The following is an 18756-nucleotide window of genomic DNA, read 5'->3' as shown; positions in this document are numbered from 1 at the left end:
ATAGGCCTCATAGTAGTCTACTTACCTACTCTGTGACTTCGATCCGGTGATGTCGAGAGATACCACGGCGTCTCTGCCGGCCGGACTCGGTCGGCGCGATTTTCTCGCCGCGGCAAGCGTTGCTCTCTCCGGTGGGTTGGCTGGCTGCACCGGTGTCTTCGCTGCAGAGGGCAACAACGTGAACATCGCGGGAAGCAGTACGGTGTTTCCCGTGACCGAGGCGATTGCGTCCGCCTTCTCCGAAGAAAACCCCACGGTCAACCTCTCGCTCAGTAAGACCGGAACCGGTGGTGGGTTTGCGAACTTCTTCTGTGTGGGGCGGACCGACATTAACAACGCAAGTCGAGCGATCGCCGACGCCGAAACGGAACAGTGTGGAACCAACGATATTACTCCCCTCGAGTTCCCGGTCGCGACGGACGCGCTGACGGTCGTCGCCAACCCCGAGGCCGACTGGATCGACTGTCTCACCATCGAACAACTCCGCGAGATCTGGCGCGCCGACGGTGCCCAGCGCTGGAGCGATATCAACGAGGAGTGGCCCGACCAGGAGTTCGAACTCTACGGCGCTGCGACGACGTCGGGTACGTTCGACTACTTCAACGAGGCGGTCCTCGGTGAAGAACTGAACCACCGAAGCGACTACTACGCGACCGAGCGCGACCGAACGATCGTACAGGGCGTGCAGGGCTCGGAGGCCGCGCTCGGCTACTTCGGCTTCTCCTACTACAGCGAGAACCCGGACTCGATCAAGGCGATCTCGATCGATAACGGAGACGGCTGTATCGAGCCGTCGATCGAGACGGCCATGTCCGGCGAGTACACGCCCCTCTCGCGACCGCTGTTCATCTACGTCGCGAAGGAGTCACTCGCCGAACCCGCGGTCCAGGACTTCACCCGCTTCTACATGGAGCAGGCCGCGACGGAGCTGGTCTCCGATGTCGGCTACGTCCCGACCACCGAAGAACAGCGTGACGAGAACCTCGAGAAACTCGAGGCTGCGATCGCGGAGGTGTCCGAATGAGCCAGCCGGACTTCTCTCACGACGGGATTCGAACGGCGCGGGGGACGGTGTTTCGGTACCTCTTCATGGTCTGTGCGCTCCTGTCGATCCTGACGACCATCGCGATCGTGTTGACGCTGCTCGTCGACGCGATCGACTTCTTCCAGACGGTCTCGCCCGTCGAGTTCCTCACGGGCACGCGGTGGAGTCCGACGAACGATCCGGTCTCGTTCGGCGTCCTGCCGCTGATCTCGGGAACCCTGGCCGTCACCGTCGGTGCGGCGATGGTCGCGCTCCCGATCGGTCTGCTGACTGCGATCTATCTCAGCGAGTACGCCTCCGAGCGCCGACGAGCCTACCTCAAGCCGGCACTCGAGGTGCTTGCAGGCGTCCCGACGGTCGTCTACGGCTACTTCGCACTCGTCTACGTCACGCCGGCACTCGATACGTTCTTGCCGCTCTCGACGTTCAACACGCTCTCGGCGTCGATCATGGTCGGAATCATGATCATCCCGATGGTCTCCTCGATCAGCGAGGACGCCATGAGCGCGGTCCCGAATTCCCTTCGTGAGGCCAGCTACGGCCTCGGAGCGACGAAATTCACGGTTTCTACCTCGGTGGTCGTGCCGGCCGCGCTCTCCGGAATCTTCTCGTCGTTCATCCTCGCGCTCTCGCGGGCGATCGGCGAGACGATGATCGTCGCCATCGCGGCGGGGCAGACCCCGCGGCTGATCGACGTGACCGATCCCGCAGGGCTGTTCCTCAATTCGATCCAGACGATGACCGCCGCGATGGTCCAGATCGGGACGGGAGACCTCGTCGGGCAAGGCCCCGCGTACAAGAGCCTCTTCGCGGTCGGACTGACGCTGTTCGTCATCACGTTCGTCATGAACCTCATCAGTGAACTCGTCGCCTCGCGCTATCGAGAGGTGTATCGCTAATGGCGGCCGACACGCGAGACGCGCCCGCCGACTCCGGCTTCGGGCAGGTCAGCCGAACGAAAGACGTCGCCTTCCGCCTGCTCGCGCTGGCGGCGACCCTCGTCGGCATCGTCTCGCTCGCGGCCCTGCTGGCGAACGTCACCGTCGACGCCGTCGGCTGGCTCAACTGGGGGTTCCTCACGAGTCCGCCGCATCCGGATCCGTACGAGGCCGGGTTCCTCCCCGCGCTGGTCGGCTCGATCGCGATCATGCTCGTAATCGCGCTGATTACGTTCCCGGTCGGCGTCGGAGCGGCGGTCTACCTCGAGGAGTACGCCAGTGACGGCTACCTCACGCGATTCATTCAGCTCAACATCGCCAACCTCGCCGGCGTCCCCTCGGTCGTCTACGGCCTGTTGGGTCTGGGACTGTTCGTGGGCCTCCTGGGATTCGGATACGGGACAATACTGGCCGCGGCGTTTACTGTCGGCCTGCTGATTCTCCCCATCATCATCATCTCGGCTCAGGAGGCGATCCGGGCGGTTCCGGACTCCCAACGACAGGCCTCCTACGGGATGGGCGCGACGAAATGGCAGACGATACGGAACGTCGTCTTACCGCGGGCGATGCCCGGCATCATGACCGGGACCATCCTCGCGCTCGGCCGTGCCATTGGCGAGACGGCACCGCTGATCATGATCGCCGCGCCGACGACCGTCTTCGGGATGCCCAACAGTCTGTTTAGCAAGGTCAGCGCGATGCCGCTGCAGATCTATAACTGGGCGTCCTACCCGCAGACGGAGTTCCAGTACGGCGTCGTCGCCGCCGGCGTCGTCACGCTGCTCGTCGTCCTGCTCACGATCAATTCGATCGCGATCATCATCCGGAACCGCTATCAACAGCGCACCTGACAATGACTAACGAACAAATGACTTCCTCGGAAACGGAACCGACCGACGACCAGCTCGCCCCGACGCCGGGAACCGACGGCCTCGAAGACCGTGCCGACGCCGACGGGGAGACGATGATGGATCGAACGCTCCTCGAGGCGCGAGATCTGAGCGTCTTCTACGGCGAGGAACGGGCGCTCGACAGCGTCGACATCGAGCTCCCCGAAAAACAGGTCACGGCGATAATCGGCCCGTCGGGCTGTGGGAAATCGACGTTCCTCCGGTGTATCAACCGGATGAACGACCTCGTCGACAGCGCCCGCGTCGAGGGTGAGCTACTCTTCGACGGGAAGAACGTCTACGACGACGACGTCGATCCGGTCGCGCTGCGCCGGAAGATCGGGATGGTCTTCCAGTCGCCCAACCCCTTCCCCAAGAGCATCCGCGACAACGTCGCCTACGGGCTGAAGGTCCAGGGGAAAGACGACAACGTCGACGAGAAGGTCCGGACCGCACTCGAGCGGGCGGCGTTACTCGAGGAAGTCGACGGCCAACTCGACTCGAGCGGCCTGGAACTCTCCGGCGGCCAGCAACAGCGGCTGTGCATCGCTCGAGCGATCGCGCCCGACCCGGACGTGATCTTGATGGACGAGCCGGCTTCGGCGCTAGACCCGGTCGCGACCTCGAAGATCGAGGACTTAATCGAGGATCTCTCCGAGGAGTACACAGTCATCATCGTCACCCATAACATGCAGCAGGCGGCCCGCATTTCCGATAAGACGGCGGTCTTCCTGACCGGCGGTGAACTCGTCGAATTCGACGATACCGACAAAATCTTCGAGAATCCCGAGCACGACCGCGTCGAGGATTACATCACCGGCAAATTCGGATAGCCGGCCGGCGCGTTCCGCTCGGTCCGTGTTTCCGTTCGATCTCACTATTTCAGTTACCGGACACGTTTCCTCTCAGAGAGGGTGACTAGTCGAACGAAAGAACGTCAGCGAGTCGAATATGTGACGTCTACTGACCATTATGTTTATTATTAGATATGTTGTGGTCCGGAGAACGATGGTCGCCACTGGTGTTCACATCCTGGTCGGTCTGGCACTGGTTGTGCTCGTCGTTCGATCCGACCGGCCCGAGCCATACCTCGTTGCCGCGCTCGCCGCCGCCGTCCCCGACATCGATACGTTCGTCTTCCGCCCGTTGATCGAACTCGGATACGTCTCGAGTCTCCTCTGGAGTCATCGGGGGCTCACGCACTCGCTTCTCGGCGGGGTCGTTATCGTCGCGCTTCTCTCCCCGTTCGGTCCCTGGCGGGCCGCCGCGGTCGGCTTCGGCTCGCACGTCGTCCTCGATACCCTGTCCGGCGGTGTGCGACTGTTCGCCCCCGTCGATCAGACGCTCTATGGGATATCGCTCGATTGGCTGCTTCTGAATGCGATCACGTCAGTCCTCGCGATAACCATGATTCTCGGCGGGCTGCTCGACATGAAATACGATTTCGGACGGTGGCTCCCCCGGCGGTTCCCGACCCCGTCGCTCGAGTGGTTCCGATAGCTCGGCCCGAGATGGCCGATCGGTTCGACGAGCGCGAGGAGGGCGTCACGACGGTCCTGCTCTCGCCGTCGCCGCCGCCGAACCGATCGACGCACACAGTCTTTATCAGGGATGGACGTCGTGACACACGTATGGCCAGACAATCTTACCAGGATAAGCTCACGGAGGTCCGCGAGGACGTCCTCTATATGAGCGAAGTCGTCATGGAACGGCTCCGTATGGGTCTCGACGCCCTGGAACAGAAAGACGAGGACCTCGCCCGCGAAGTGATCGAGGGCGACGGCGAGGTCAACCGAATGTATCTCGATCTCGAGCAGGACTGCATCGACCTGCTCGCGCTCCAGCAGCCGGTCGCGAGCGACCTGCGCTTTATCGCCGCCTCGTTCAAGATCATCACCGACCTCGAGCGGATCGCCGACCTCGCGACCAACCTCGGCGAGTACACGTTCGACGCTGAACAGGACCTGTTCCCCGACGTCGACGTCCAGGAGATGGGCGACCTGACCCTCGACATGCTCGAGGACGCGATGCTCGCCTACGATACCGAGGACACGGAGGCCTGTCGAGAACTGGCGACCCGTGACGACGAACTCGACCAGTTCGCCGAACGGGCCAGCGAGATCGTCGTCCGCGACCTCATCGAGCGCGAACTCGAGTCGCCGGACGAGGTCGAGCGGTTGCTACAGGATGTCTCGCGGCTTCTGTTGACGATTCGTGACCTCGAGCGCGTCGGTGATCACACGGTCAACATCGCCGCGCGGACGCTGTACATGGTCGAAAACAACGACGAACTGATCTACTAATCGGACGGTTCGACACGATAGACGTACTCGCGCGCGATGGCCGTATCTACCCGGTCAGGTTGCCGCCAGTTTCGTTATCGTCAGTCTCGTTACCACCGGTCTCATTGCCACCGGTTTCGTTGCCACCGGTCTCGTTATCTTCAGTTTCGTTGCCACCGGTTTCGTTCCCGCCACCGCCACCATCTTGAATCTCAATATCGCCTTCCATCTGTGGATGCGGTTCACAGCGGTAGACGGCGATATCGTCGCTCGCCTCGAACTCGAACGTCTGGGGCTCGTCCGGACTCGCGACTGGATCGCCCGTCGTGTAGTCATCGATGACCTCACCGTTGCTGTCCCGTAGCTCCAAGTTGTGCGCCTGATCGTCACCCTCCGACCAGCCGATCGTATACGTCTCGCCGGACTGGAGAATGAGCGTCGGATTCGATTCTCCTTCGATATCAGACGGTGCGAGGCCTTCCCATTCGCTGGTCTGGCCGCTGAAATCGATCTCCGTACCGGGTTCAATCTCGTAGCCATCGCTGCCACCGCCGTTACCGCCGTTACCACCGTTACCGCCGTTACCGCCGTTGCCGCCACCACCACCACAGCCGGCGACGAACGCCGTCGAACCTGCGACACCTGTGAGCTTGAGCATGCGTCGTCGAGATAACCGATCGTCTCGTGCCATCACCGTGACTTTGCACTCAACGGGAATAGTCGAATACCCGTCTACTGCGTGGGAGTCAAGTACGGGTCGGTTTGAGGCGGTGTCTCGCCGATTTCCGGCTCGAAACAGTATCGTCGATAGAATGATAGAAACTAATTTCGTCATCTGAGGTATAGGTTCAAGTAAGCTTTCACGTCAGCCACAGCGACGCTCGGGTACGGCTGTTAGCAACTGCGACGCTCGGGCACGCACGTCAACAGCTGCGCCGTATCGATCACGTTCCGCGTCTCGAGCAGTAACTCCGCCGCCTCCCGGACCGTGAATTTGGCCTCGAGGGAGACACCGTGACAGGCGGCGTAACACTCGAGCCAGCGGTTCATCGCGTCTTCGAGCGCGGCGAGTTCGGGTTCGGTAAACGGAACCAGTCGACCGCCGGTTCGGGCTTCGACGTAGAGCCAGATGGCCTGCCCCGCTCCCTCGCGCAGGTACTCGTCGGCGGCGTCCGGACTCGGATCGACGGCCGTCTCGCCGTCCGAACCGTCGGCGTCGAGCGCCGCTCGCTCGCGTTCGGCGCGACGGGCGAGCGCGGCGATTCGAGGACCGTACCGGCTCACGTTACCCCTCGCGGTACTCGACTCCCTTGCCGCCCCGCGGGTGTTCCCACTCGGTGTCGGCGACGATCGCACAGGTGCCACACTCGACGCAGGGCTGGGTGTCGAGGCTGACCAGCGTCTCCTCGTTGCCGTTCGTTTTGACCGTCTCCGAGCGGTAACAGCCGCCGCCGAAATCCTCCGCGCTGACCGGGCAGGCGCTGACGGCCGCACCGCTGGCGGCGTAGGATTCGTCCCGGAGTTCGATGTGGGGATTGCCCACGTCGGTATCGTAGGTCAGATCGCCGATTCGCTCCTCGAGGGTCGGCGGCTCGATCTCGTTCTCCCAGTGCATCGTCTTGCCGTGTTCCTCGGCGATCAGCGTCGGCAAGGAGACGTAGCCGGTCTTCGTATCGGGAAGCATCGACACGAGGAACGGCGAGTTGTACGCCCGCTGGAGCAGACGGTCCGCGATCGGGTTGCCGACCGCGAGCGAGCCGATCGGCGACTCGAGCACCCGCTCGACCGCCGCGGTAACGGTGTCGTTTTCGCCGACGGTCCGGCTCAGTTCGTACTGCCGAGGGCGAAGTTTGCCCATCGTGCCGGAGTCCTCGAGCATCTTCGTGTACCGTCGGCCGGCCGCCTCGGGATCGCCGTTACCCCGGGTGACGTCGAAGGCGTCGGCCGCGAGCGCGCCGGCGGTGACGGCGTGGTTCATCCCCTTGATGATCGGCCCCTGGGCCTGCATCTGGCCGGCGGCGTCGCCGACGAGCACGAGCCGATCTCGATACGGCTCACGGTGAGCGACCTTCTTCGAGTCGGGGACGAGCTTCGCCGCGTACTCGCGCTCGCGGTACTCGTTTTTGAACCAGCCCGCCAGCAGCGGGTGGGTCAGCAGGGCGTCGAGCAGCTCGTGGGGTTCGGCCTCCTGTTCGACGAGACTATCGAGGTGGAAGACGGTCCCGATCGAGAGCGAATCCTCGTTCGTGTAGAGGAAGCCGCCGCCGCGGACGTCCTCGAAGAGGTCGCCCGAGAACAGGTGTGCCGCACCCTCGTCCGGCCCGATATCGAACCGATCGTCGATCGCGTCGGGATCCATATCCACGACGGCCTTGACGCCCTGGAACCACTCGTCGGGTTCCTCCCAGTCCATCAGTCCCGCCTCGCGGGCGAGTTCGGAGTTGACGCCGTCGGCCGCGACGACCAGATCGGCTCTGATCGGGTCGAGTTCGTCGCAGGTGACGCCGACGATCTCTCCGTCATCCCTGAGCAGGCCGTTCACTCGAACGTTCGTCAGGACCCCGCCACCGGTCTCGCTCGTCTTCTCGTGGACGCGCTTCTCGAGCCAGGAGTCCATCTCGCGGCGGAGCACGGCGTCACACCAGTCGGTGTCGTGCTCGTGGAGATCGGCCAGGTCGTAGGTCTTGACCGAGTTCCCGGCCACGTTGTGGATGTAGTAGTCCGTGACCGGACGCTCGGCGGCTTCCTCGCGAAAGCCATCGAAGAGGTCGTCGAGCGTATAGGGGGCCGAGTCCTCGGCGTAGAGCAGCCCGCCGGAGACGTTCTTCGAGCCCGCTTCGGTCCCGCGCTCTAAGACGAGCGTCTCGACGCCGTGGTCGGCCAGCCGCGCCGCCGCTGCGGCTCCGCCGGGACCACAGCCGACGACGACGGCCTCGTAGTGTTCGTAGTCGTCCGTCGCGGCCGCCATCACTCGTCACCCCCGTCGGCGACGGCTTCGGGCTCGAGGGCTGTCTCACCCGATTCGACGGCCTCGGTGAGCCGCGGCAACACTTCGAAGAGGTCGCCCTCGATGAAGTAATCCGAGAAGTCACGGATCCGGGCGTCGGTGTCGGTGTTGATCGCGACGATGGTGTCGGACTCGTCCATGCCGACCTTGTGCTGGACTGCACCGGAGACGCCGGCGGCGATGTAGAGAGCCGGCGCGACGACCTGTCCGGTCTCGCCGATCTGGCGTTCCTCCTTCGAGTACGCCTCGACGTGACCTTCGAACTGGTAGGTAGAGGTGACGATTCCCCGCGTGATGCCGAGTTCGGCGTCATCGAACGCGTCGACCAGATCGAGCCCGATCTCCATCCCCTCGGTCGGATCGTCGGCGATTCCGCGGCCCAGACAGACGATCACGTCGTGGCCGGTGAGGTCGATCCCGGCCTCGAGCTGGTCGTACTCGGCGATTTCGACGCGGAACCACTCGTCCTCGAGGTCCATGTCGTGTTCGACGACGAGCCCGTCCCGGTCAGAATCCGGCTCCATAGGGTCAAAACTACCGGGAATGACCGAACACCCCTGCGGGTGGAAGTCCCGATCCGGATTGTCGAGACAGAGGATCGTCGAGTACTCGAAGCCCGAGAAGTCCGGTCGCTTCATGTGCAGGACCTTCTCGACGGTCTTCTTGACGCCGGGCTCGCCGGTCTTGACCGGGTTCGATATCTCGTTCTCTTCGATGAACAGGTCCGAACAGTCCGAGGCCAGTCCGGAGTCGAGTTCGGCCTGAACCTTCGCCGAGAGATCCCGCCCGTTGTTCGTCGCCGGGAACAGGACGTAGCGCGGCTTGTCGTAGTCGCGCCAGTCGGTGCTCTCGACGGTTCCCTCCCCGCGGGCCATGTGCGCCGAAATTTCGGTGTAGGGTTTGTGCAGGAACCGCTCGAGGCGCTCGTCCTCGTGATAGACGGCCACATCGGCACCGTAGGCGATACACTCCTCGGCGAGGCCATCGCAGTCGTCGCCCATCAGGAACGCGACGACGCGTTCCTCGTCGCCGTAATCCACTTCGAACTGGTCCATCAGTTCGCGGCCCTTGCCGAGCATCTCCTTCGAGACCTCGAGCAACTCGCCGCCCTGCGTCTCACAGAACACCCACAGGTCCGCGTAGTCGCCGTCCGCGAGCGCTCGGACGTGTTTCTTGTCGCGAGTGGGATGTGAGAGGCCGTCGTCTTCTTCTGCCGGTTCATCGTCCGCCTCTTCCGTTTCGGCTTCTGCTTCCTCCGCTTCCTCCTCTGCTTCTTCCGCCTCTTCCGCCTCTTCCGCTTCGTCACCGACGTCTTCTTTCGTCTCCTCGTACTCGCCTTCCGTCTCTGTTCCCTCCTCGACACCGTCGCTCTCGCCGCTGTCGGCACCGATCTCCTCGAGCCGCCGGTGGACTGCCTCGCGAGCCGTCGCTCGATCCTGACCGGCCCGCTCGGCCTCGAGGATCGCCTGTAGTTCGGCTTCGTCGTCGATCGTCTCGAGTTCCGCCGTCAGTTCGTCGACCGTGTGCTCGTCAGGGTCTACGTTCGTCATGATCAGTCACCTGCCGCGTACGGTTGCATTTCCTCGAGTACCTCGTCCATGCCGTCGTCGGGATCGATCATCGTCGCCTCCCGCTCGGAGGGTGCTTTGGGGATCGGATCGACCGACGAGACGATGGTCGGCGAGCCGTCGAGTCCGATGTAGTCGGGATCGAGGTTCAGGTCGGTGTGATCCCACGTCGTCAGATGGTCGTCGTGCTCCGCGGCCCGCTCTTCGGTTTCCGCCCGGAGCTCCTTGTGGGTCAGTCGGTGCGAGGCCTTCCGATAGGTCGGCTCGAACTCGGGATCGGTGACGACGAAACAGGGCAGCGGCGCTTCGACCGTCTCGATCTCGTCGATATCGCCCTCGACGAGTCGCTTCGCGCGCAGGGTTCGCTCGTCGGGATCGATGTCGAGTGCGACCACGTGGGTGACGATCGGCCAGTCCATCGCCCAGCAGGTCTGGGGACCGGTCTGGCCGGTCTCGCCGTCCGCCGTCTTGAACCCCGCAAACACGATGTCGATATCCGCGACTTCCTCCTGATACGTCTCGAGGCCGGCGCTGAGCGTGATCGCCGTCGCCCACGTGTCGGAGGCGGCGAGTTCCCGATCGGAAAGCAGGTAGCTGTCGTCAGTGTAGACCGTCTCCATCGCCCCTTTCAGGACGTCGGCATAGCCCGGCGGTCCCATGCTCATCCCGGTGACGTGGCCGCCGTGGCGTACCTTGGTCTGCAGTGCGGCCTGGAGCGCGAACTCGTCGTTCGGGTTCATCACCGTCGGCGTCTTCCCGCGCTCCAAGTGGCCGTCCTCGTCGAACGAGACGGCCCCCTCCGAGAAGTCCGGAACGCCTTTCGTCAACACGATCGACCGCATGGATACCTCCGTCCGTATGTGGCTTTCAGTAGCATGCCTGTGGCACTCTATCATAGTATCAGTATTAAGAATAGGGGTAAATACCGCCGTGAAAAACGCAGTCCCTGCCTCGAACGCTTCTCAGACGGGTATACCGACTCGAGCGAGACGAACGAATCCACTCCCTCGAGCAGCGAACCGAGTCGCAAACGGACTGAAAAAGTGCCGCGTTACTCGCGTTCGCGTTCGGTCGTCCCCATCGTGATCTCGCCGTCGGCACGGATCGTGCCGTCGACCTCGGCGTCGGGTCCGAGCTCGAGGTCATCACAGGAGACGTCGCCGAGGATGCGAGCGTCCCGTCTGATGGTGACGTCGCCGTCTCGAGTGGTCACGTCGCCGTGGATGCGGGTTCCGTCGCCGACGGTGACGTCACCGCGGGCCCGGAGGCTGCCGAAGATGTTGCAGTCCGCACCGACGTCGATCGTCTCGGCGCGGACGTTGCCGTGAAGCCGGCAGTCGTCGCCGATTGTCGCGGGCGTCGAAACTCGCCAGGCGTCGTCCCCGACGGTCGCGTTCCGGGGGATCACGAGCGGGTCGGCCTCCGGCTCGCCGTCTTCGTCGTCGACCAGTTCGGAGATGAGCCGCTGGGCTGCGTCTTCCTCGCCGATCAAGAGGAGGTGTTTGAGGTAGACGAACAGGAACACGATCGTCGGCATCGGATTCCGGATAACGATCCAGCCGTTGGCCTCGAACCCGTCCTCGATTTCGACGTCGTCGCCGATGTCGAGGTCGCCCGCGACTTTCAGTTTGCCGCCGATGTGGACGCGCTCGCCGATGTAGGCGTCCTGCCCGACGAGGACGTTTTCCGCGACGTCACACCACATGTCGAGTCGGCAGTCGCCCTCGGCCTCGATCGCGCCGCGAAACTCGGCGCTCTCGCCGGCCAGCACGTTTCGGCCGCGGACGCCGAACTCGATGGTTGAACGGCCGCCCACGAGGACGTCCCCGTCAGTTACGAGGTCGCGCTCCTGGGCTTCCGTTCCGTCGGGAACGACGAGTTCGTCGAGCGGATCCCTGCTGAAGGCCACATTCGCATCCAAAGGGAGTACCACCTAATAAACCTCGCGCGTCGTCAGTCGTTCGTCTGACGCCCGTCTGCCGTTCCGATCGCTCGCGTCTCGCAGTCGTCGGACACAGTCGCCTCGCTTTTACACTCCCGCTGCGTACGACCAGCCATGACTACGCTCGCATTCGACGACGAGGGCGTCGACGTCGTCTACGAAGGCACCGAGTTCCGCCTCGAGCAGGAACTCATCGAGGAAGCCACCGAGAAATCGTACCACGACGTGACCGACCACGAAGTGTTGCAGATCGTGGCGAAACAGCCGAACCTGCAGGGCGAGCCCCGCCGTATCGGCGATATTCTGGACTGACTCGGTCGACCCGCGTCTTCGAACGGCTCTCCTCAGTAGACGACGTGGAGCAGGACGAAGACGACGATCCCGAGCGAAAACGAGATCAGCCACAGCGTCGCCGCGATCCGACCGATACGGGCGTGACTCGTTTTTGGTAGCTCGGCGACCGGGTAGGCGAACGCGAGCAGGAGCGCGTAGTAGAGCAAGGGGATACAGACGATCGCGAGCAGGATGTGGATCGCCAGAATCGGCAGGTAGACGAACTGTTCGATAGCCGCCGGTCCCGGAAAGTCCTGCGGCCCGCCGGTCACGGTCAGTCGGTAGAGGTAGAGCGCGAGAAAACTCACGAACAGGCCGAACGAGGACACCATCGCGACCCGATGGCGATCGACCTCGCCGCGTCGGATCGCCCGCCAGCCGACCGTGATCGTCCCGATCGCGATCGCACTGAGCACGGCGTTGACGAGCGGAATCGCCTCGAGAAACCACTCCGGAGCCGCCGGCACGCTCGAGGACGGAATCCGACCGCCCGCGGCGGCGAAGACGACCGCAAGCGACACGACGCTCAACACGCCGGTGAGGAGGCGCACGCGCTCTCGAGGGACGTATTCCATGTGTGACCGTTCGAGTGGAGCGGGAAAGTGGTTGCTCTCTCGGCTGGGCAACCCCGTGACGGAGGACGACAGAGCGGGGACTGACAGGCCACGACGGACTGGCCTACCTCGCGGCGGGCCGCCGCTCGGATCGACCCCGCATCAGGACGGACACGAGCAGGAGGACGAAATCGAATACGAGCGCCGCCAGCAACCCGTACCGAATCAGGAAGAGGATACCTGCGACCGCGGCGATCACTCCAGCGATTGCTGCGGAACCGTTTCCGGTGGCAGCAATGGACCGGTACACGTGGTATCCGACACCGACCTGGAGGACGAACGCGACGAGACCGAACAGGGATATCGCGGGCATTCAACAGCAATTCAGAGAGGGACATCATATACATGTTGGTGAATGAAACTCTTCAAACGGTCGTACCACTGCTCGTCGACCGGCGGTTCAGACACGATTAGTCGATATTCTCCGCACTGTCGGCTGGTAACGCTGTTCTCTCGGCCTCAAGTAGAACTGTCGCGATAGCCGCAGCCACCGCTCGTCGGTGTAGCATCGAAACGAATTATGCGTGGGTGATGTCCTCGAAGGAGATCACCTGCATCGATCGTGGTGGAGCTCAGCCACCTGTGCGATGCGTGGGACCGGATTCGAACCGGCGGACCCCTACGGGACAGCGCCCTCAACGCTGCGCCGTTGGCCTGGCTTGGCTACCCACGCTCGCGGTCTCTGTCTGCACTCAATCGTATCCAGTGTGATTATAAAAGCCCTTTCCTTTGGGTCGGTGACTGCGGCCGAGTCCCACGGAATTACGGCCAGCGAGCGACGGATACTCGAGCCGGTCGTCCCGCGAGATCTGATGGTCACGCTCCCGCGAGACCTCACTGCGAGGTCGTCCATCGACCCGACAGAGACACAAAGGCTTCAGTACTCGAGCGAAATTGTCGATCGATGTCGTTGTCGTTGTCGTCGGCTCGGACGCGTGCGCTCGCGGGTGCCATCGTGGCCAGCGGGATGGTCGCGACGGGGCTCATCGTCTCGCCGTCGACGATGCTCGGCGCTGTCGACTCGCTCACTGCGGACCCGCTCCTGTTCGGTCTCCTCGTCGTCGGTCTCTACCTCGTGCGACCGCTGCTCGCGTGGCCGACGACGCCGCTCGCAGTCGTCGTCGGCTACGGCTTCGGCGCGGCCGTCGGACTCCCCATCGCACTCCTCGGCGTCGTCGTGACCGTGCTCCCCGTCTTCGTCGCCGCCCGCTGGCTCACCGCGGACGACGCGGAGCCAACCCGTCGTACTCGAGACATTCCTCCAGAGAGCGAGGACGGAGACGGGGGGCTCCTCGAGCGGGCCGGCGACACCGTTGCGCGCTACTACGAAACGGCGGGCCCGCTCCGGGGGGTCACCGCCTCGCGGCTCGCGCCGATTCCGTCGGATATCGCGACCTGTGCCGCCGCAGTCAGTGGCGTTTCGCTCCGTCGGTTCGTGGTCGGAACGGTGATCGGTGAACTCCCGTGGACGACCGCCGCGGTCGTCGTCGGTGCCTCGGCGGCGACGATCACCTCGAGCGGGCTCGGCGAACTCGGCGTGGCGTTCTCGCTCGTCTGTGCCGCCGCTGCCGTGTTCCTCCTCGCTGGCCCTGCATACCGCGCCATCCGAACGGAGAGTCGACCAGGAACGGACGAGGCGGAGAACGCGACCCGATCGGCGGACAGCTAACAGCTTCGAATACAGGGACTCCGACTGGTGACGAGCAAGCGCGTCGCGAAAATCCGTTCTGCAACCGCGAGGGATCGACCGACGGCTCACTCGTCGCCGAGACCCTCGACGAGCGAATCGCTCATCTCCTTCAGATCCGACTCGAGTCGCCGGTAGGCCTCGGTATCGGTCAGCTCCTCGATGGACGCTTCGTCCTCCAACGTCTCCATCTTGTTCGAGATTGACTCGAGTTTCCGCCGGTCGCCGTCACCGTAGCGCGACTGGACCCGGAGGTTCTCGATGATCCGCGTGAGCTGGGTTCGCGTGACCGGCTTCGTGAGGTAGTCGTCGATGTCCAGCTCGACGATATCGAGCCCGGGATCGACCGCGGTCACCATGAGCACCCAGCAGTCGTAGCCCGTCGCTCGAATCTCCTTGAGCACCCGGTCGCCGGTGATATCGGGCATGTGCCTGTCGAGCAGGACGATATCGATCGCATCGCTCATTCGCTCGAGTGCAGTGTGCCCGTCGTAGGCCGTCACGACCTCGTAGTTCTCGCCGACCCACATCGCGTAGAGATCGGCGAGCTCCCGTTCGTCGTCGACGACGAGGATCGTCGGTTGCGAAGACATAGTACTCGTTGTCCGAGACCACAGACCGCCGTCTTGTAGGGGTTCCGGGCGACTCACGGCTCGAGTCGGCCGCTGAAAGAGTCAGTTCGGCTCGCCACTACCGCGATCTCAACGGAAGGGATCGCTGCAGTCGATGATGACCCCGTGCTGTGGGCAGACGTACTTGCAGTGGCGTTTGTACATCGGGGCCTCGCAGTGCGGACAGCGCGGCGCACCAGTCGCCCGGTCGCTCGAGTCGGCCGCGCCGGAACTACTGGCGTCGCCCACGTTGGCACCCCCAGCGGAGCCGTCCCCGTCGGCACCACCATCCGACCCCGTCCCGCCGCCGTCGGCAGTCATACGTCAGTGTTCTCACCGGGCACTGCTAAGTGTGGTGTTCCCGCGGCTCGGCGACGGAAACGCGAGCGGAGAACACGAAGACGAGAGAAATACGGTAGAACCTACAGCGCCGAAGCGGCCTTACTCAGTGCTCAGCACTCCGACCAACCGCAGCTGTTGCAGGTTTTGCACCCTTCGCTGAACTCGAGCGCGAGCGAGCCACAGTCGGGACACTCCGGCGACTCGCCGGCGTCGATGAGGTCCTGCGTCGTATCGTCTGCGTCCGCGTTAGCGTCGGCATTCGCAGACGGCCCGCCCTCCGCGGCGGCCGCGCCGCCGTCGGTCTCGGGCCCGTCGTACTCGCCGAGGTCCGCGTCGGCCGACTCCTCGAGCGTCTGCTGTTTCGGATACGGCTTGTCGATCTCGTTCTCGAGGTAGCGCCGCATCGCGGTGCCGATGGCGTCGGGGATAGACTGGATCTGTTCGCCCTTGTCCCAGGCCACCTTCGGCGAGCGCGTGCCACAGAGTTCGTCGACGATCTCTTCGGGATCGACGCCCGAACGCAGCGAGGTCGAGATGACCTTCGCGAGCGCCTCGGTGAAGGAGTTCGTGAAGCCGCCCGAGTGGCCGATGTTCGCGAACAGCTCGAACGGCTGGCCGGTCTCGGGGTCCTCGTTGATCGTCACGTAGATCTTCCCGTAGCCGGTGTCGATGCGCTGGCTGACGCCCTGCAGGGCGTCGGGTCGCTCGCGCTTCTCGGTGAAGTCCACCTGCACGGGCTGTCCGTCGTGTCCGTCGCCGCCGAGCAGTCCCTCGACGTCTTCCTCGAGGACGTCCTGGACTTCCTGGCTCTCGAGGAAGGCCTCGAGGCCGCCGAAGATTTCGTCGATCTGCTCGACCAGCGCCTGTGCGGCCTCGGTCTCGTCGGCGAAATCGGCGTTGTCCGCGCGCGTCGTCAGCACCTGCTTCGAGCGGGTGCCGTCGCGGTAGTAGGTGACGCCCTTGCCGCCGTTCTCGTAGACCCACTCGAAGACCTCCTTGGCGTCCTCGAGCGTGGAGTCGTTCGGCGCGTTGACCGTCTTCGAGATGGCCGAGTCGACGCCGTTCTGGCAGGCACACTGCACTGCAGCGTGCTGTTTCGCCGAAACGTCCGACGTGATGACGAACAGTTCGCCGATCGCGTCCGGCACCGTCGAGAGCCCCTCGACGCCGTCGAACTGGTTCGTCGCCATCTGCTCCTGGGCCTCTTCCTTGACCGCGCTGACGTCGATGTCGTTGTCCTCCAGGACGCGGAGGAAGTAGTCATCGAACTCGACGAGCATCTCGTCGCCCTGCACGTCGTCGGTGACGTTCTTGTAGTAGGCGACGTTGTAGATGGGTTCGCAGCCGCCCGTCGTGTTGCCGACCATCGAGGTCGTCCCGGTCGGGGCGATGGTCGTCACGTTGTGGTTGCGGATCGGGAAGCCGTCTTCCCAGTCGTCGGCGTCCTCGCCGGTCTGGCGCTCGAACCACTCGCGGTACTCGGTCGGGGTCGCGTACTTCGACTCGTTCCAGTCGTTGAAGGACCCGCGCTCTTCGGCGAGTTCGTGGCTCGTCGCCTTCGCGCCGTGGTTGATGTGGGTCATCAGCTGGCTGGCGACTTCGTTGCCCTCCTCGCTGCCGTACTTGATGCCGAGCTGGACGTACAACTGGGCCAGACCCATGACGCCCAGACCGATCTTGCGCATGTCGTGGACTTTCTCCTCGATCTCCTCGACCGGGAAGTCCGACATCGTGACGACGTTCTCGAGGAAGCGCGTGCCGTACTCGATGCGCTCGTCGAACTCCTCGAAGTCGATGGCCTCCTCGAGGAAGGCGTCGACGGCCGCTTCCTGCGAATCGTACTCGTCGCCGTGCTCGTCGGACCAGACGCGCCAGTCGGGGGCGTCGAGCGCCGCCAGCGTCGAGAGGTTGATGTGACCGAGGTTACAGGCCTCGTACTCCTCGAGCGGCTGTTCGCCACAGGGGTTCGTCGCGAGCATCCGGTGGTCGTCCTGCTTCTCGACGTCGAAGGAGTGCTCCTTGTTGACGCGCTCGAGGTAGATGACGCCCGGTTCGCCGTTCTCGTGGGCCCCCTGAACGATGCGCTCCCAGACGAGTTCCGCGGGGATCGAGAGCGGTTCGCCGACCTCGACGTGCTCGCCGAGGTCGTACCGGCTGTACATCTCCTTGGTCTCCTCGGTGGCGATGTGGGGCTCCTCGGTCCGCGGGTTGGTGAAGGTGTACTCCTCGTCGTTCTGGACCGCGTCCATGAAGTCGTCGGTGACGCCGACGGAGATATTGAAGTTCGAGAGGTGGCCCTCGACCGCGTTCCGCAGGTGCTTGGGGACGCGCCCGTCCTCGTCGATGAGGTCGCGTGCTTCCTCGAGCGCCTCCGAGAAGGTGGTATAGGTGTAGTCGTCCGGGTCGTTCAGCCGCAGCGTATGAGCGAGCGAGACATCCTTGTTCTTGGCGTGGATGAACTCGATGACGTCGGGGTGGGAGACGCGCATGATACCCATCTGGGCACCGCGGCGGGTCCCGCCCTGCGCGATGGTCTCACAGAGCTGGTCGTAGGTCCGCATAAAGGTGATCGGGCCCGACGCGATGCCGCCGGTCGAGCCGACCGAGTCGCCGTAGGGTCGCAGCTGCCAGAAGCCGTAGCCGACGCCGCCGCCGGACTGGAAGACTTCGGCCGCCTTCTTGGCGGTCTCGTGGATGTCCGAGAGGTCGTCGTCGGGCGACATAACGAAACAGGCCGAGAGCTGCTGGAGCTCGTTGCCCGCGTTCATCAGCGTCGGCGAGTTCGGCATAAAGGAGAGCGACTCCATTCCGTCGGTAAAGGTCTCGGCGACGTCCTCGACGTGGGCTCGAACCTCGTCGGGGAGTTCGGGAACGATCGTGTCGTAGGCGAACTTGTTGACGTTGCGCTCGGTGAGCGTCGTCTCAACATCGTCGTCCGCGATGACGCCCTCACCGAAGACCTCCGCGGCGAGCTCGTCGCGGCGCGGGTGGTCGGGCTTTAGCTGGTCGGGCGTGACGGTGATCTCGAGGTCGCGCTTTTCGGCCTCGTAGACGGCCTCTGCGAGGGCGATGTTCGTGCCGACGCGATCGAAGAGATCCTCCTGGGTCTCGATCAGGTCGCCGTTAGCGTCCTTCCGAAGATAGCGGGCCGGCAGAATGTTCTCGTAGGCGTTGTCGGTCAATCGCTCCGCCAGGGTGTCCCCGTCGGAACGCTTGATCGGGAGTGTGAGATCCGCCGCGGAGAGTTCCGCGTCGCTCATGCGCGCGTCACCTCGTCGTTACACCGCTGCCGCATACCGATTCTAACGTCGGTCCGGGTCGTTGCTCTCATCATTCGTAACGAAGGTTCGATATTCATGCATCCATCTTAAAACGTGGTGTTGTTGTTCTATGCTGCTTGTATTACTGAAAGTTGGGTTGTAAAGATGTCTCTGTAACCTATCCTTTCTCTGTTCTCCGTCGGCCGTCGAAACGGCCGCCTTTGTGGTCAGTACATC

General features: G+C 63.7%; 19 protein-coding genes and 1 tRNA gene. 8 read left to right on the top strand and 12 right to left on the bottom strand.

Annotation, left to right across the window (positions count from 1 at the left end; all coding sequences use genetic code 11):
- Positions 1 to 49: 49 nt before the first annotated feature.
- From HYG81_RS23585 to phoU, 6 genes are all read left to right on the top strand, one after another.
- Complete coding sequence (locus HYG81_RS23585) at positions 50 to 1024, top strand: PstS family phosphate ABC transporter substrate-binding protein (protein ID WP_180842110.1); 975 nt, start codon at positions 50 to 52, stop codon at positions 1022 to 1024.
- On the top strand, positions 1021 to 1944 hold the full coding sequence (gene pstC / locus HYG81_RS23580) for a phosphate ABC transporter permease subunit PstC (RefSeq protein WP_180842109.1): 924 nt from the start codon (positions 1021 to 1023) through the stop codon (positions 1942 to 1944). The genes HYG81_RS23585 and pstC overlap by 4 nt, the downstream gene beginning before the upstream one ends.
- A complete protein-coding gene (gene pstA, locus HYG81_RS23575; RefSeq protein WP_180842108.1) occupies positions 1944 to 2834 on the top strand; it encodes a phosphate ABC transporter permease PstA in 891 nt (296 codons plus the stop codon). Before pstC ends, pstA begins: the two co-directional genes overlap by 1 nt.
- 2 nt (positions 2835 to 2836) lie before the next feature.
- On the top strand, positions 2837 to 3706 hold the full coding sequence (pstB, locus tag HYG81_RS23570; protein WP_180842107.1) for a phosphate ABC transporter ATP-binding protein PstB: 870 nt from the start codon (positions 2837 to 2839) through the stop codon (positions 3704 to 3706).
- A gap of 175 nt (positions 3707 to 3881) precedes the next feature.
- Positions 3882 to 4373: a metal-dependent hydrolase gene (locus tag HYG81_RS23565; protein WP_180842106.1), complete on the top strand. Its 492-nt coding sequence runs from the start codon at positions 3882 to 3884 to the stop codon at positions 4371 to 4373.
- Positions 4374 to 4504: 131 nt separating this feature from the next.
- Positions 4505 to 5176, top strand: coding sequence for a phosphate signaling complex protein PhoU (gene phoU / locus HYG81_RS23560; protein ID WP_180842105.1), 672 nt, complete (start codon positions 4505 to 4507; stop codon positions 5174 to 5176).
- A gap of 46 nt (positions 5177 to 5222) precedes the next feature.
- Here the strand turns inward: phoU and HYG81_RS23555 are convergent, their stop codons facing one another.
- The 6 genes from HYG81_RS23555 to HYG81_RS23530 form a co-directional block, all read right to left on the bottom strand.
- Positions 5223 to 5813 (bottom strand): cupredoxin domain-containing protein, encoded by a 591-nt coding sequence (locus HYG81_RS23555; protein WP_180842104.1) that lies wholly within the window; start codon positions 5811 to 5813, stop codon positions 5223 to 5225.
- A gap of 236 nt (positions 5814 to 6049) precedes the next feature.
- Positions 6050 to 6439 (bottom strand): DUF8055 family protein, encoded by a 390-nt coding sequence (locus HYG81_RS23550; RefSeq protein ID WP_180842103.1) that lies wholly within the window; start codon positions 6437 to 6439, stop codon positions 6050 to 6052.
- Between the two features lies 1 nt (position 6440).
- Entirely contained in the window at positions 6441 to 8123 is a 1683-nt protein-coding gene (locus HYG81_RS23545; RefSeq protein WP_180842102.1) for an FAD-dependent monooxygenase, read from the bottom strand.
- Positions 8123 to 9712, bottom strand: coding sequence for an electron transfer flavoprotein subunit alpha/FixB family protein (locus HYG81_RS23540; protein WP_180842101.1), 1590 nt, complete (start codon positions 9710 to 9712; stop codon positions 8123 to 8125). Before HYG81_RS23540 ends, HYG81_RS23545 begins: the two co-directional genes overlap by 1 nt.
- A gap of 2 nt (positions 9713 to 9714) precedes the next feature.
- Positions 9715 to 10572 (bottom strand): electron transfer flavoprotein subunit beta/FixA family protein, encoded by an 858-nt coding sequence (locus tag HYG81_RS23535; RefSeq protein WP_180842100.1) that lies wholly within the window; start codon positions 10570 to 10572, stop codon positions 9715 to 9717.
- A 209-nt stretch (positions 10573 to 10781) separates the two neighbouring features.
- Entirely contained in the window at positions 10782 to 11639 is an 858-nt protein-coding gene (locus tag HYG81_RS23530) for a polymer-forming cytoskeletal protein (protein ID WP_180842099.1), read from the bottom strand.
- 147 nt (positions 11640 to 11786) lie between these two features.
- On the opposite strand from HYG81_RS23530, the gene HYG81_RS23525 reads away from it, so the two are divergent.
- A complete protein-coding gene (locus tag HYG81_RS23525) occupies positions 11787 to 11984 on the top strand; it encodes a DUF5800 family protein (protein WP_180842098.1) in 198 nt (65 codons plus the stop codon).
- 32 nt (positions 11985 to 12016) lie between these two features.
- On the opposite strand, the gene HYG81_RS23520 is transcribed toward HYG81_RS23525, so the two are convergent.
- From HYG81_RS23520 to HYG81_RS23510, 3 genes are all read right to left on the bottom strand, one after another.
- Entirely contained in the window at positions 12017 to 12580 is a 564-nt protein-coding gene (locus HYG81_RS23520) for a DUF420 domain-containing protein (protein WP_180842097.1), read from the bottom strand.
- A 103-nt stretch (positions 12581 to 12683) separates the two neighbouring features.
- Positions 12684 to 12932: a hypothetical protein gene (locus HYG81_RS23515; protein WP_180842096.1), complete on the bottom strand. Its 249-nt coding sequence runs from the start codon at positions 12930 to 12932 to the stop codon at positions 12684 to 12686.
- Between the two features lie 275 nt (positions 12933 to 13207).
- Positions 13208 to 13292, bottom strand: a tRNA-Leu gene (locus tag HYG81_RS23510).
- 237 nt (positions 13293 to 13529) lie between these two features.
- Between HYG81_RS23510 and HYG81_RS23505 the strand changes: the two genes are divergently transcribed.
- Entirely contained in the window at positions 13530 to 14288 is a 759-nt protein-coding gene (locus tag HYG81_RS23505) for a TVP38/TMEM64 family protein (RefSeq protein WP_226376067.1), read from the top strand.
- 86 nt (positions 14289 to 14374) lie between these two features.
- On the opposite strand, the gene HYG81_RS23500 is transcribed toward HYG81_RS23505, so the two are convergent.
- The 3 genes from HYG81_RS23500 to HYG81_RS23490 all read right to left on the bottom strand — a co-directional run bounded on the left by HYG81_RS23500 (position 14375) and on the right by HYG81_RS23490 (position 18519).
- Positions 14375 to 14899, bottom strand: coding sequence for a response regulator transcription factor (locus HYG81_RS23500; RefSeq protein WP_180842095.1), 525 nt, complete (start codon positions 14897 to 14899; stop codon positions 14375 to 14377).
- A 108-nt stretch (positions 14900 to 15007) separates the two neighbouring features.
- The gene (locus HYG81_RS23495) at positions 15008 to 15238 is read right to left on the bottom strand and encodes an HVO_2523 family zinc finger protein (RefSeq protein ID WP_180842094.1); all 231 of its coding nucleotides are present in this window, start codon (positions 15236 to 15238) and stop codon (positions 15008 to 15010) included.
- Positions 15239 to 15369: 131 nt separating this feature from the next.
- Positions 15370 to 18519 carry an adenosylcobalamin-dependent ribonucleoside-diphosphate reductase gene (locus HYG81_RS23490; RefSeq protein ID WP_180842093.1) on the bottom strand — a complete coding sequence of 1050 codons (3150 nt, stop codon included), beginning with the start codon at positions 18517 to 18519 and terminating at the stop codon, positions 15370 to 15372.
- Between the last annotated feature and the right edge of the window lie 237 nt (positions 18520 to 18756).

Origin of the sequence: Natrinema zhouii, from assembly GCF_013456555.2 — an archaeon.
Classification (GTDB): domain Archaea; phylum Halobacteriota; class Halobacteria; order Halobacteriales; family Natrialbaceae; genus Natrinema; species Natrinema zhouii.
Note: the sequence above shows the minus strand (reverse complement) of the source record. Positions and strands in the feature narration are given on the sequence as shown.